Below are 13,054 nucleotides of genomic sequence, written 5' to 3'. Positions count from 1 at the left end.
GCGGTCCTCGGTCAGCCGAGCACCGCACGCAGCACGTGCAGCCCGGCGGCGGCGGCCGCGGTCGCCGGGACGACCAGCGCGAGCGCCCACGCCCGCGTGCCCCGGCACCGCGGCAGCACGGCCGTGAGCAGCACCGCGGTGACGATGTCGGCGGCCGCCTGCACCGGGCGCGGGTCCGCCCCGCCCGGCCACAGCGCGGGCGCGTCCCCGCCGGCCAGCGCGATGCCCGCGATCCCGGCCACCAGCGCGCCGGGCAGCGGCCCGTCCGCGCGGGTGCCCTGCCACGCGGCGGCCGCGGTCACCGGGACGGCGGTGGCCGACAGGACCAGCCAGGCGGCGAGGAGCCCGGGCGTCCAGGCGAACCCGAGCACGACCGCGGCCCAGGCGTAGTAGGCGACGGTCATGGCGGCGAAGAACGCGGCCGCCCGGACCGCCGCGGCCCGGGGCGACGGCGCCCAGCGGCCGAGCGCGGCGACGGCCAGCACCCAGGCGGCCGGCTGGCTGCCCAGCGCGGCGGCCCAGGCCACCCCCGACTCGTCGGCCGCCTTGGCGGCGATCCCGGCCAGCAGCCCCAGCAGCGCCGCCCGCAGCGGCGTCACGCGGTCAGGACGTGCACCAGCGCACCGGTGGCGCCGGCCAGCACGAGCACCACGACGAACGGCGCGCGCAGCGCGAGGGCGACCGCCGCGACCGCGACCCCGGCCAGCCGGCCGTCCACCACGAGGTCCTGCCCCGAGGTCAGGGTCTGCACCGCGACCAGAGCGGCCAGCAGCGCCGCGGGCACGAAGGTGACCAGGCGGGTCACCCACGGCCGCTCGACCCACGCCGCGGGCACCGACAGCCCGGCCAGCTTGAGCAGGTAGCAGCCCAGCGACCCGACGACGACCACCGCCCACAGCGTCCCGCCGCTCACGCCGCCTCCGCCCGCGGCCGCCCGGCCAGCCCCACCGCGACGACGGCGGCCACCACCTGCACGCCCGGCGGCACGAACGGGGTCAGCGCCAGCGCCACGCCCGCGCCGCCCAGCGCCACCCGGCGGGCGACGCCCGGCTCCTCGGCGCCGGCGCGCAGCCGCGGCCACAGCAGCGCCAGGAACGCGGCCGGGACGACGGCGTCCAGCGCCGCCGCCGCGGTCTCCCCCAGCGCCCCGGCACCGAGCGCGCCGGCCAGCGTGGTGGCGTTCCACACCGTGAAGATCGACGCCCCGCCGGCGAGGAAGGCCAGCCGGGACAGGTCGCGGTCGGGGGCGGCCACGGCCAGCGCCGTCGTCTCGTCGATCACCCAGTGCGCCAGGCCCAGCCGGCGCAGCGGCCCGCGCGGGGCCAGCAGCGGCGCCAGCCGGACGCCGTAGACGGTGTTGCGGGTGCCCAGCAGCAGCGCGCTGCCGATCGCGGCCGCGCCCCCGCCGCCGGCGCCGAGGACGCCGACCAGCGCGAACTGCGAGGCGCCGGTGAACATCAGCAGCGACATGGTCAGCGCCTGCCAGGGGTCCAGGCCCGCGGCGTCGGCGGCCGCGCCGAAGGCGACGCCGTAGAGACCGACGGCCACCCCGAGCCCGATCGCGTCGCGGAGGACGGCGGCACGCGCGGGAGCGGACACGTCGCCGCAGCCTACGGCCCGGCTGCGTACGGTCGGTCCCGTGACCGGGGCCACCGGCGACCGCCGGGTCGTGCTGCGCGACGACCGGGGGCCGCGGGGCACCTGGTCGGAGTGGGCCGCGCTGTCCGGCGCCGGCCTGCGCGTCGCGGGCCAGAGCCTGCGCGGGGACGACGAGTACGAGTTCGCCGTCGACGTCGGTCCCGGGCAGTTCCCCGCCCTGCTCGCTGCCCTCGGTGCGCCCGCGGACGCCGACGTCCTCGACGCGCTCCTCGCCTGGTCCCGGGGCGGGGGCCGCGGGCTGACCGGGCTCCTGCGGGACGCCGGCGTCGAGCACCGCCTCTGGAACCGCGTGGGCGGCTGACCGCCCCGCACGGACCGCCGGGTGCGCAGCACATCACCTCCGCACCGGGCGGCACCCGGTGCCCGCCGCCGTACAGTGGCAGGTGGACCGGAGTGCAGGTCGCCGCCGTGTGGGCCGCGGACCGGGTCCCCCCGTCGAAGGAGACACAACCCCCCATGTCCGACACGCTGACCGGCTCGCCGGCGCCCGACGCCGTCAACGCCGCTCTGGCCACCGTCCAGGACCCGGAGATCAACCGTCCCCTGACCGACCTCGGGATGGTCAAGGACGTGCAGATCGGCGTCGGCGGTGACCCGGGCGCCGTGCGCGTCGAGGTCTACCTCACCGTGGCCGGCTGCCCGATGCGCGAGACGATCACCAACCGGGTGACTGCCGCCGTCTCCGCCGTCCCCGGCGTGACGTCGGTGCAGGTCGGCCTGGACGTGATGAGCGACGAGCAGCGCGCCGAGCTGCGCCGCACCGTCCGCGGCACCGACACGGCCGACCCCGTCATCCCCTTCGCCCAGCCGGGCTCGCTGACCCGCGTCTACGCGGTCGCGTCCGGCAAGGGCGGCGTCGGCAAGTCCAGCGTCACCGTCAACCTCGCCGCGGCGCTGGCCAAGCGGGGCCTGTCGGTCGGCGTCGTGGACGCCGACATCTACGGCCACTCGGTGCCGCGCATGCTGGGCGTCGACGACAAGCCGACCCAGGTCGACAACATGATCATGCCGCCGCAGTCGATGGGCGTGAAGGTCATCTCGATCGGCATGTTCACCCCGGGCAACACCCCGGTCGTGTGGCGCGGGCCGATGCTGCACCGCGCGCTGCAGCAGTTCCTCGCCGACGTGTGGTGGGGCGACCTCGACGTCCTGCTGCTGGACCTGCCGCCCGGCACCGGCGACGTGGCGATCTCCATCGCCCAGCTGCTGCCCAACGCCGAGATCCTCGTGGTGACCACGCCGCAGCAGGCCGCCGCCGAGGTGGCCGAGCGGGCCGGCGCGATCGCCACCCAGACCCACCAGCAGGTCGTGGGCGTCATCGAGAACATGTCCTGGCTCGAGCTGCCCGACGGCTCGCGCATGGAGGTCTTCGGCTCCGGCGGCGGCCAGGCGGTCTCCGACGCGCTCACCCGGCTGCTGGGCGCCAACGTCCCGCTGCTCGGCCAGGTCCCGCTCGACACCCGCCTGCGGGAGGCCGGGGACGCCGGTGCGCCGATCGTGCTCGCCGACCCCGAGACCCCGGCCGCGAAGGCGCTGACGAAGGTCGCCGACTCCCTCGCAGTCCGCCAGCGCGGGCTGTCGGGCATGTCGCTGGGGCTCACCCCCGTCCGCCGCTAGCGACCAACTGGAACGGCCTCGGTGCAGGGGCCCGCGCCGAGCGTCAGCGAGGTGTGGGGGCACCGAGGTCCTTCGTCGGAGGCCCGGTCCCCTCGGGGGCCGGGCCCCCGTGCGTCCGCGGGGCGTCTAGGTCGCGTCGACGTCGAACGGCGGCGGGACGGTCCGGTCGTGCTCGACGACGGCCGGGCGGGTGGCGGGCTTGACCAGGCTCGCCGCGGTCGCGCCCGCGGCACCGGCGTCGCCGCGGCGCACCGGCGGGGCGTCGTCGTCCTCGAACAGCTGCGCGCGGATGAACGTCTTCGGGTGGTACTTGCGCAGGTCCAGGTCACGCAGGCCGGCGAGGTCCTCGCCGAGGGACTCGTCGACCTGGGCGCGCACCCCGGTGATCGCCTGCTTGACCTTCTTGAGCCCGGCCGCGGCGTCGCGCGCCAGGGTGGGCAGCCGCTCGGGCCCGAAGATGAACAACGCGGCCAGCGCGAGGACGACGATCTCGCCCCAGCCGATCGAGTCGAACACGCGTCGCTCCCTCCTCCGCGGGTCCCAGGGTATTCGGTGCGGAGGCCCTGCTAGGCCTGGGCGAGGGTGGCCTGGACCGTCGTCGACGACCCGTTCCGGACCAGCTCGATGGTCACCGCGTCGCCCGGGTCGTGGGCGTCGACGGCGACGACGAGCTCCTCGGAGCTGCCCACCGCCTGGTCGTCGACGGCGATCACGACGTCCTGCTCGCGGATCCCGGCCCGGGCCGCGGGGCTGTCCGGCTCCACGTTGAGGACCAGCGCGCCGTCGCGGGTGCCGTCGGTGACCGACCGGGTGTTCACCCCGAGGGTCGCGTGCACCGCGCTGCCGGTGGCGATCAGCTGCTCGGCGACGTCGCGCGCGGTGTCGATGGGGATCGCGAAGCCCAGGCCGACGCTGCCGCCGCCGAGCGAGGCGATCGCGGTGTTGATGCCGATGACCGCGCCGGTGCCGTCGACCAGCGCGCCGCCGGAGTTGCCCGGGTTGATCGGCGCGTCGGTCTGCACCGCGCTGATCACGGCGTTGGTGTCGCTGCCCTCCCCCGCCAGCCGCACCGGCCGGTCGAGGGCGGAGACGATGCCGCTGGTGACCGTGCCGGCCAGGCCCAGCGGCGAGCCGATGGCCACCACCGGGTCACCGACCACGACGTCGTCGGAGTTGCCGAGCGAGGCGGTGACCAGGCCGGGCTTCTCCACCTTGACGACGGCGATGTCGCTGGCCGGGTCACGGCCGACGATGCGCGCGGCCGAGCCGCTGCCGTCGCTGAACACCGCCCGGATCTCCGCGCCGTCCACGCCGTCGGCGCCGGAGATGACGTGGTTGTTGGTGACGATGTAGCCGCCCTCGCCGTCGATGACCACGCCGGAGCCGGTCGCGCCGGCGTCGCCGATGCGCACCTCGATCGACACGACCGCCGGCGCCACCCGGCCGGCGATGTCGGACACCGACCCCGGCTCGCGGCTGATGCCCTCATCGGTCTCCGACAGCGTGGTGCCCGGCGCCAGCAGCGGGGTCTCGTTCGCCTCGCGGGTCAGCAGGTAGCCCACGCCGCCGCCGAGCGCGCCGGCGAGCAGGACGGCGAGGACGACCAGCAGGGCCACCCGCACCGACAGGTCGCGCAGCCGCAGCTTCTTCCGGCCCTTCCGGTCGACGACGACCGGGCCCTCCTGCTCGGACTCCTCCTGGAACACCGCCGGGCCGGTGAGGCCGGCCGGGGCGTGCGGGTCCCGCCACGGGTCGCTCTTCGCGTCCGGCTTCCACCACGGCCCGGCCGAGGTGCGGCGGCGCCCGGGCCGGCCACCGGGCGGCTCCTGCAGCCCGGCCTGCCCGGCCGGGGCGCGGAAGGCGCGCAGCACGGCCTCCGGCGGCGGCGGGGGCACCGGCCGCGGCGGCGGGGTCGGGCGGTCGCCGGCGAAGCTGCCCGGGACGGACGCCGGGCGGCCGAACGCGGCGGCCTGCGCGGCACTGGCCGGCGGCGGCGCCGGCGCCGCGGCGGGGCGGGACCGCTCCGGCGGCGCGAAGGAGCCGGTGGCGCCGGCGGGACGGGCGAAGACCGCGTCGTCGTCCCCCGGGCCGGCGGCGACCGGCGGGCGGACGACCGCCTCCACCGTGCGCTCGCCGTCCCCGCGAGCGCCGCGGGGCGCGGGCTCGGCGGGACCGGTCTCGCGGGCGTCGTCGGGTGCGGTCACGGGTTCAGGGTCCTCCCCGGACCTGGCAGCGGACGTGGACTACGGGTGCCGGCGCGACGGTACCCGTCCGCGGGCTCGGGGGTCGGGGGTCAGGACCCGGGAGTCACGGCGTGGCGCCCGGCGCGGACGACGGGCCGCTCAGCGTGCGGACCACCGGCGGCACGACCTCGGTGCGCTCGTCGGGCGAGGAGGGGCCGGCCACCGACGACGGCGTCCGGGTCACCGGCTCCTCCGGGTCCGGCAGGTTGAGCGCGAGGACCGCGACGCCGAGGCCCAGCCCGGCCAGCGTGCCGGCGACGCTGCGGCGCAGCCACCGCGCGTGGTGCGGCGACGCGGGGCGGACGGGCGGGTCGTCGAGCGACACGGTCCACCGGCCGGACGTCCCGGTGACGGTCAGCTCCCCCGCCGACGCGGTGACGGTGCCCAGCCCGCCGCCACCGGGGACGTCGGCGGTGAACGGGATGGCGCACAGCCGGGAGAGCAGGTCACCGGGGACGGCGAGGTCGGCCGCGGCGTGCAGCGCGTCCTTGGCCTCGCGCTGGGCCTGCACGAGCATCCGGCACTCGGAGCACCCGGCCAGGTGGCGGGCGGCGCGCGCGGCCGGGCCGCTGGCCAGCTCGCCGTCGACCAGCGCGGCGATCGCCTCCTGGGCCAGGTGGCTCTCCGGCAGGCTCATGCGGGAGCCCCCGGTGCCGGGACGCTGCGCGGGGCGAGGTGGGCCAGGGCCTGGCGCAGCTGCACGCGGCCGCGGTGGATGCGGCTGCGCACGGTGCCGAGCTTGATGCCGAGGGTCGCCGCGATCTCCTCGTAGGTCAGGCCCTCGATGTCGCAGAGGACGACGGCCACGCGGAACTCCGGCGGCAGCGCGTCCAGCGCCGCCTGCACCTGCGGGTCCAGGTGGGTGTCGGCGTAGACCTGCTCGGGGCTCGGCGCGGTGCCGGGCAGCCGCTCGGTGTCCTCGGGCAGCGCGTCGAACCGGATCCGCTGGCGGCGGCGGACCATGTCGAGGAACAGGTTCGTGGTGATGCGGTGCAGCCAGCCCTCGAAGGTGCCGGGCGAGAAGTCGGCCAGCGAGCGGAACACCCGGACGAACGTCTCCTGGGTGAGGTCCTCGGCGTCCTGGGCGTTGCCCGACAGGCGGTAGGCCAGCCGGTAGACGCGCGCCGAGTGGTCCCGCACGACCTGCTCCCAGGTCGGCGCCACCCACACCTCGCCGGCGCCGGACGCGGCCGACTGCTGGTCGGCGGCAGGGGTGACGGTGGCCTCGGGCACGTCCTCAGTATCGCGGACGCGCACGCTGCCGACCTCCCCCGCGGGATGGACGGGGACGGCGGCACGCTCGGGTGTCACGTCCGGAGCAACGGCCGTGACGGCATTCCGTGTTCCCGTCGTCGGTTCTTGCCAGGTTCCTCACAGGAACGCCTCCCGGAACGCGGGCCGTGGCCCCCTTACCCTCGGCCGGTGATGAGCGCGCAGGGACCGTCGTGCGCCGGCGGGACCGGCGCTGCCGCCTGGTCCGACCGCTACGCCGCCGAGGACCCCGTCCTGGCCGCGGCGCGCGCCCGGGCCGCGGCGCTCGGCGGCCCGCCGCCGCCCGGCCCGGCCGCCGGCGCCACCCTCGCCGTGCTCGCGGCCGGCGCCGGCGCCCGCGCGGTCGTGTCGATCGGCAGCGGCGGCGGGGTGGTCGGCCTGTGGCTGCTGCGCGGCATGCGGCCCGACGGCGTCCTCACCGCCCTGGACGCCGACCCGGAGCAGCTGCGCGAGGCGCGGCGGGCGTTCGCCGAGGCGCGCATCCCGCAGAGCCGGACCCGGCTGATCTTCGGCACCCCGGGCGAGGTGCTGCCCCGCCTGTCCCCCGGCGCCTACGACCTGGTGGTCTGCGCCGGCCGGCCGACCGAGTACGCCCCGCACCTGGCCGCGCTGCTCGCGCTGGTGCGCACCGGCGGGACGCTGGCCTGCCACGGCCTGCTCGAGGGGGACCGCGTCGGCGACCGCGCCGCCCGCGACCCCGACACCGTCGCCTGGCGCGACCTCGCCCACAACGTCCGCGAGGACGAGGGGCTGACCTCCGCCGTCCTGCCGATCGGTGCCGGCCTGCTGGTGGCGACCCGCCGCGGCTGAGGGAAGGACCTCCCTGCCCCCCGCCGTGGAAGGACCCCGTCCTCCCCACCCTTCGCAGGCTCAGGGTGGGACCCGGGACGGGGCCGGCGGCGGGCCCCTGCAGGGAGGCCGGTCAGCGGAAGACGTGCTCGGCCAGCGGCTCCCACGGGCCGCCGAGGTAGCGCCACAGGCCCAGCCCGCGGGCGGGCACCTCCCCGGGCACGAACTCCGCGGCCAGCCGGTCGCGCAGCGCCCGGGCGACCGCGGGCTCCACCTTGTTCTGCACGGTGACGTGCGCCGACAGCCGCTGGCGGTCCTGCCGGGTCAGCCACGGGTCGAACTCCGCGGCCAGCCCCGCGTGCAGGGCCGACAGCTCCGGCGCGGCCAGCCGGTAGGCGACCCCGCGGCCGAGCAGCTGCAGCCCGGTCACCGCGACGGCGAACGGCGGCCGGGCGGCGGCCGCGGCCAGGGCGCCGTCGACGTCGTCGCGCCGGTCGCCCGGCAGGGCGTGGAACAGCGTGACGTGCGCGGCGAGGTGGTTGCGGTCGGCCGGGAAGTGCTCGGCGCGCAGCCGGTCGAACCGCGCCTGCGCCTCCGTACCCAGCAGCAGCGTCACCACCAGCGGCGGCTGGTCGCCGCTCACACCAGCGCGCGGGCGCCCTTGCCGAGGACGGTCACGCCGCCGGCACTCACGTGGTAGCGCTCGCGGTCGGCGTCGGAGTCCACCCCGATCCGCGCCCACGCCGGGACGACGACGTTCTTGTCGAGGATCGCCCGCCGGACGTAGGCACCCTCGCCGATCTGGACGCCGTCCATGAGCACGCTGTCCTCGACCCGCGCGCCACGCTCGACCCGCACGCCGGGCGAGACGACCGAGTTGTGCACCGACCCGCCGCCGATGATCGCGCCGGCGCTGACCATCGACTCCTCGGCCCGCCCGCCGAGCACGAACTTCGCCGGCGGCTGCTGCGGGGGCAGGGTGAGGATCGGCCAGCGGTCGTTGTAGAGGTTGAACACCGGGGTGACCGACACCAGGTCCATGTGGGCGTCGAAGTAGGAGTCGATCGTCCCGACGTCGCGCCAGTAGCCGTGGTCGCGCTCGGTGGCCCCGGGGACGATGTTGGTGGAGAAGTCGTAGACGTACGCGTCACCGGTCTCGGCGAGCATCGGCATGATCGAGCCGCCCATGTCGTGCGCCGAGTCGGCGTCCTCGGCGTCCGCACGCAGCGCCTCGAGCAGCGCGTCGGTGGTGAAGACGTAGTTGCCCATGGAGGCGAAGGACTCCTCCGGGCTGTCGGGCAGGCCCGGCGGGTCGGCCGGCTTCTCGAGGAAGCCGCGCACCTTGCCGTCGGCGCCGGCGTCGATGACGCCGAACCCGGTGGCCTCGCGCCGCGGCACCCGCAGGCCCGCGATGGTCACCCCCGCGCCGGTCTGCAGGTGCTGGTCGATCATCTGCGCCGGGTCCATGCGGTAGACGTGGTCGGCGCCGAACACCACGACGACGTCCGGGCGCGCGTCGTAGATGAGGTTGAGGCTCTGGAAGATCGCGTCGGCGCTGCCGGTGTACCAGCGCGGCCCGAGCCGCTGCTGCGCCGGCACCGGGGTGATGAAGTTGCCGAGCATCTGCGACAGCCGCCACGTCGTGGTGATGTGCCGGTCGAGGCTGTGGCTCTTGTACTGGGTGAGCACCGCGATCTGCCGGATGTCGGCGTTCACCAGGTTGGACAGCACGAAGTCGATGAGCCGGTAGTTGCCGCCGAAGGGCACCGCCGGCTTCGCGCGGTCCTGGGTCAGGGGCGCGAGCCGCTTGCCCTCACCACCGGCCAGGACGATGCCGAGCACTCGAGGACCGCCACGCATGGAGGGAACGTAGCCGCTGCACGGGTCCGCCGTCGCCCCGCCTCCGCGCTCCCCGCCCCCTAGGGTGACCGCCGTGCGGATCGGCATCGTCACCCGTGAGTGGCCCCCCGACGTCTACGGCGGGGCCGGCGTGCACGTCGAGCACCTCGTCGCGGCCCTGCGCTCGCTGCCCGCGGGCCCGGACCTGGAGGTGCACGCCTTCGGCGGCCCCCGGCCCGACGCCCGCGGCTGGGCGGTGCCGCCGGGCCTGGCCCAGGCCAACGGCGCGCTGCAGGCGCTGGGCACCGACGTCGAGATCGCCGCGGCGCTGGCCGGGGTGGACCTCGTGCACAGCCACACCTGGTACGCCAACGGCGCCGGCCTGCTCGCCGCGCTCGTGCACGGGGTGCCGCACGTGGTGACCGCGCACTCGCTGGAGCCGCGACGGCCGTGGAAGGCCGACCAGCTCGGCGGCGGCTACCGGCTGTCGTCGTGGGTGGAGCGCACCGCCTACCTCGCCGCGGACGCCGTCATCGCGGTGAGCCACGGCATGCGCGCCGACGTCCTCGACGCCTACCCCGACCTCGACCCGGCCCGGGTGCACGTCGTCGGCAACGGCGTGGACGCCGAGGCCTACCGGCCGGTGCCGGCGCCCGACGTCGTCCGCTCGCTCGGGGTCGACCCCGACCGGCCCTACGCGCTGTTCGTCGGCCGGATCACCCGGCAGAAGGGCGTCGTCCACCTGCTGCGGGCGGCCGAGCAGCTGCCTCCCGACGCCGGGCTGGTGCTGTGCGCCGGCGCCGCCGACACCCCGGCCGAGCGGCAGCAGGTCGCCGACGCCGTGGCCGAGCTGCAGGCCCGCCGGCCGGGCGTCGTCTGGATCGAGGCGATGCTGCCGCGCGAGCAGCTGGTGCCGCTGATCACCGGGGCGACGGTGTTCGTCGTCCCCTCGGTCTACGAGCCGCTGGGCATCGTGAACCTCGAGGCCGCCGCCTGCGGCACCGCCGTGGTGGCGAGCGCGGTCGGCGGGATCCCCGAGGTCGTGGCCGACGGCGTCACCGGGCTGCTGGTCCCCTACGACCCGGCCGACCCGGCCGCCTTCGAGGCCGGGCTGGCCGCGCGCATCGCCGAGCTGCTGGCCGACCCGACCCGGGCCGCGGCGATGGGCGCCGCAGGCCGCGAGCGGGTGCTGTCGGAGTTCGGCTGGCCGGCGATCGCGCAGCAGACGGTCGGCGTCTACACGTCCGTCCTCGAGGCCCGGGCCTGATCCCCCGCGACCCGCTCCCCGCGCCCGCCGCAGGCCGGGATGCGATCCTGACCCGTCGTGGCCACCGATCCGCGCCCGTCCGAGCGGGACCCCGTCCGGGCGCTCGTCCGTGCGTCGCACCACCTGTCCGCCGACGACCTCGGCGCCGTGGTCGCGGAGCAGGCGCGGCGCCTGGGCGTCCGCGGGGCGGTCGTCTACCTCGCCGACTACGCCCAGCACGTCCTGCTGCCCCTGCCCGGCGAGGGAGTGCCCGCCCGGCAGGAGCTGACCATCGACGGGTCGGTGGCCGGGCGCGCGTTCCGCCGGGTCGAGCCGGTCCACGCCCCGGCCGGCGACGGGCCGGCCAGCCTGTGGGTGCCCCTGCTCGACGGCGCCGAACGGGTCGGCGTGGTCGAGTACGTGCTCGACGGCGACCCGACGCCGGACCTCGAGGACGACGCGCGGTCGTTCACCTCGCTGGTCGCCGAGCTGGTCGTCACCCGCGACGCCTACAGCGACCTGTTCGCCCGGCTGCGGCGGCGCCGCGAGCTGACGCTGGCCGCGGAGATCCAGTGGGAGCTGCTGCCGCCGCTGACCTACGCGAGCGACCGCGTCGTCATCACCGGCGCGCTCGAGCCGAGCTACGACATCGGCGGGGACACCTTCGACTACGCGGTCAACGGCGCGCTGGTGGACCTGGCCGTGCTCGACGCCGTCGGCCACGGCCTGCCCGCCGCCCTGCTGACCACCGCCGCCGTCGGCGCCTACCGGCACGCCCGGCGCGCGGGCCTCGACCTCCCGGCGGTCGCGGCCGCGATGGACGCCGTCGTCGCCGGCCAGTTCGCCGGCAGCCGGTTCGCCACCGCGGCCGTCGCCCGGCTCGACCTCGACACCGGGCTGCTCACCTGGGTGAACTGCGGGCACCCCGACCCGATCGTCGTGCGCGACGGCGCCCTGATCCGGCCGCCGGCCTGCCCGCCGGCGCGCCCGCTGGGGCTGCTCGCGGCGCCACCCGCGGTGTGCCGGATGCAGCTGCGCCCCGGGGACCGCGTGCTGCTCTACACCGACGGCGTCGTCGAGGCGCGCTCGCCCGGCGGCGCGTTCTTCGGCGAGGACCGGCTCGCGGACCTGGTCGTGCGCGCCGAGCTGGCCGGCGACCCGCCGCCGGAGACGATGCGCCGGCTCATGGGCAGCGTCATGCAGCACCAGGACGGCCGGCTGCAGGACGACGCGAGCATCGTCATGGTCGAGTGGCAGACCGGGCACGAGGAGCGGTTGAGGCTGTGAGCACGGCACCGGAAGGACCCCTGACCGGCGAGGCGGCGGGTCCGGCCGACGTCGTCGTGGGGCTGGTCGCCGCGCCCGGAGCGCCGGTGGAGGTGGCCGACGAGCTGGCCGCCGACCTGGCCGGCGCGCTGCGCGAGCGGCACCCCGACGTCGTGTGGGACGTCCGCGTGGTCGAGGACGGGCTGGTCCAGCCGCCGGCCGACGACGCGGAGATCGTCGCCGCGGCGCGCGACCGGCTGCTGTCGGAGGAGTGGGACCTCGCCGTCGTCGTCACCGACCTGCCGCTGTCGGTCGACCGGCGCACCGTCGTCGCGCACGCCAGCCCGGTGCACGGCGTCGCGGTGCTGTCGCTGCCGGCCCTGGGCGCGGTCGGCCGGCGCCGCCGCGCGCTGCAGACGACGGTCGGGCTGGTCCGCACGCTGCTCGGCGACGCCGAGGGCGACGACGACCCGGCCGCGCTGCGCCGCCGGGTGCGCGAGCTGGCCACCGACCCGGCCGACACCCCCGACGGCGTCCGGTTCACCGCGCGGGTGCTGACGGGCAACCTGCGGCTGCTGGTCGGCATGGTGCGGGCCAACCGGCCGTGGCGGCTGACCATCCAGCTGTCCCGCGCGCTGACGGCGGCGGTCGCGGCCGGCGTCTTCGCCCTGGTGACCGCCGACATCTGGCGGCTGGCCGACCGGTTCGGCTGGCTGCGGTTGTCCACCGTCGGGCTGGGCTCGGTGGTGGCCATCTGCGCGACGCTGGTCGTCGGCGCGGAGCTGTGGGAACGGGCCCGCTCGCGCCGGGTGCGCAAGCAGGTGGCGCTGTTCAACCTGGCCACCGTCGCGACCGTGGTCATCGGGGTGCTCACCCTCTACGCCGCGCTGTTCGCCCTCGCGCTGGCCGGCTCGCTGCTGCTGGTGCCGTCGGCGCTGTTCGCCGAGGGGCTGGGGCACCCGGCCGCGATCGGCGACTACCTGGAGCTGGCCTGGCTGACCAGCTCGCTGGCGACGGTCGGCGGGGCGCTGGGCGCGGGCCTGGAGGACGACGACGCCGTCCGCGGGGCGGCGTACGCGCACCGGCCGGACGCGGCCGGGTGACCGGGATGGCCCCGGTGCCC

The 13,054-nt window shown here is 77.0% G+C and carries 15 protein-coding genes; 6 read left to right on the top strand and 9 right to left on the bottom strand.

The features are described 5' to 3' along the window. Positions 1 to 11: 11 nt before the first annotated feature. The 3 genes from ACI8AA_RS06755 to ACI8AA_RS06745 are packed head-to-tail and all read right to left on the bottom strand — an operon-like array spanning position 12 to position 1,599. Positions 12 to 599 (bottom strand): hypothetical protein, encoded by a 588-nt coding sequence (locus ACI8AA_RS06755; protein ID WP_457043725.1) that lies wholly within the window; start codon positions 597 to 599, stop codon positions 12 to 14. After that, positions 596 to 913 carry an AzlD domain-containing protein gene (locus ACI8AA_RS06750; protein WP_457043724.1) on the bottom strand — a complete coding sequence of 106 codons (318 nt, stop codon included), beginning with the start codon at positions 911 to 913 and terminating at the stop codon, positions 596 to 598. Before ACI8AA_RS06750 ends, ACI8AA_RS06755 begins: the two co-directional genes overlap by 4 nt. Further along, complete coding sequence (locus tag ACI8AA_RS06745; RefSeq protein ID WP_457043723.1) at positions 910 to 1,599, bottom strand: AzlC family ABC transporter permease; 690 nt, start codon at positions 1,597 to 1,599, stop codon at positions 910 to 912. The genes ACI8AA_RS06750 and ACI8AA_RS06745 overlap by 4 nt, the downstream gene beginning before the upstream one ends. Positions 1,600 to 1,639: 40 nt before the next feature. On the opposite strand from ACI8AA_RS06745, the gene ACI8AA_RS06740 reads away from it, so the two are divergent. Further along, positions 1,640 to 1,960, top strand: coding sequence for a hypothetical protein (locus tag ACI8AA_RS06740; protein WP_457043722.1), 321 nt, complete (start codon positions 1,640 to 1,642; stop codon positions 1,958 to 1,960). Positions 1,961 to 2,115: 155 nt separating this feature from the next. Then, positions 2,116 to 3,276: an Mrp/NBP35 family ATP-binding protein gene (locus tag ACI8AA_RS06735; RefSeq protein WP_457043721.1), complete on the top strand. Its 1,161-nt coding sequence runs from the start codon at positions 2,116 to 2,118 to the stop codon at positions 3,274 to 3,276. Between the two features lie 126 nt (positions 3,277 to 3,402). Here ACI8AA_RS06735 and ACI8AA_RS06730 read toward each other — a convergent pair whose 3' ends face one another. The 4 genes from ACI8AA_RS06730 to sigE form a co-directional block, all read right to left on the bottom strand. Beyond that, on the bottom strand, positions 3,403 to 3,792 hold the full coding sequence (locus ACI8AA_RS06730) for a twin-arginine translocase TatA/TatE family subunit (protein ID WP_457043720.1): 390 nt from the start codon (positions 3,790 to 3,792) through the stop codon (positions 3,403 to 3,405). 50 nt (positions 3,793 to 3,842) lie between these two features. After that, a complete protein-coding gene (locus ACI8AA_RS06725; RefSeq protein ID WP_457043719.1) occupies positions 3,843 to 5,480 on the bottom strand; it encodes a S1C family serine protease in 1,638 nt (545 codons plus the stop codon). Between the two features lie 103 nt (positions 5,481 to 5,583). Continuing rightward, complete coding sequence (locus ACI8AA_RS06720) at positions 5,584 to 6,156, bottom strand: zf-HC2 domain-containing protein (RefSeq protein ID WP_457043718.1); 573 nt, start codon at positions 6,154 to 6,156, stop codon at positions 5,584 to 5,586. Continuing rightward, on the bottom strand, positions 6,153 to 6,752 hold the full coding sequence (gene sigE, locus ACI8AA_RS06715) for an RNA polymerase sigma factor SigE (protein WP_457043717.1): 600 nt from the start codon (positions 6,750 to 6,752) through the stop codon (positions 6,153 to 6,155). The genes ACI8AA_RS06720 and sigE overlap by 4 nt, the downstream gene beginning before the upstream one ends. A 192-nt stretch (positions 6,753 to 6,944) precedes the next feature. Here sigE and ACI8AA_RS06710 point away from each other — a divergent pair, with 192 nt between their 5' ends. Further along, positions 6,945 to 7,601, top strand: a complete 657-nt coding sequence (locus ACI8AA_RS06710; protein ID WP_457043716.1) for an O-methyltransferase — start codon at positions 6,945 to 6,947, stop codon at positions 7,599 to 7,601. 112 nt (positions 7,602 to 7,713) lie between these two features. Here the strand turns inward: ACI8AA_RS06710 and ACI8AA_RS06705 are convergent, their stop codons facing one another. Beyond that, positions 7,714 to 8,223 (bottom strand): 2'-5' RNA ligase family protein, encoded by a 510-nt coding sequence (locus ACI8AA_RS06705; protein WP_457043715.1) that lies wholly within the window; start codon positions 8,221 to 8,223, stop codon positions 7,714 to 7,716. Then, entirely contained in the window at positions 8,220 to 9,440 is a 1,221-nt protein-coding gene (glgC, locus tag ACI8AA_RS06700) for a glucose-1-phosphate adenylyltransferase (RefSeq protein WP_457043714.1), read from the bottom strand. The genes ACI8AA_RS06705 and glgC overlap by 4 nt, the downstream gene beginning before the upstream one ends. 73 nt (positions 9,441 to 9,513) lie before the next feature. Here glgC and glgA point away from each other — a divergent pair, with 73 nt between their 5' ends. Genes glgA through ACI8AA_RS06685 form a run of 3 tightly spaced genes read left to right on the top strand, consistent with a single transcriptional unit; the run spans position 9,514 to position 13,034 of the window. Next, positions 9,514 to 10,686: a glycogen synthase gene (gene glgA, locus ACI8AA_RS06695; RefSeq protein ID WP_457043713.1), complete on the top strand. Its 1,173-nt coding sequence runs from the start codon at positions 9,514 to 9,516 to the stop codon at positions 10,684 to 10,686. 57 nt (positions 10,687 to 10,743) lie between these two features. Beyond that, complete coding sequence (locus ACI8AA_RS06690) at positions 10,744 to 11,952, top strand: PP2C family protein-serine/threonine phosphatase (RefSeq protein ID WP_457043712.1); 1,209 nt, start codon at positions 10,744 to 10,746, stop codon at positions 11,950 to 11,952. After that, the gene (locus ACI8AA_RS06685) at positions 11,949 to 13,034 is read left to right on the top strand and encodes a hypothetical protein (protein ID WP_457043711.1); all 1,086 of its coding nucleotides are present in this window, start codon (positions 11,949 to 11,951) and stop codon (positions 13,032 to 13,034) included. The genes ACI8AA_RS06690 and ACI8AA_RS06685 overlap by 4 nt, the downstream gene beginning before the upstream one ends. Positions 13,035 to 13,054 lie beyond the last annotated feature (20 nt).

Source organism: Geodermatophilus sp. SYSU D01180, from assembly GCF_054050415.1.
The sequence above is the reverse complement of the archived record's forward strand: the minus strand, read 5'-3'. Positions and strand labels throughout refer to the sequence as shown.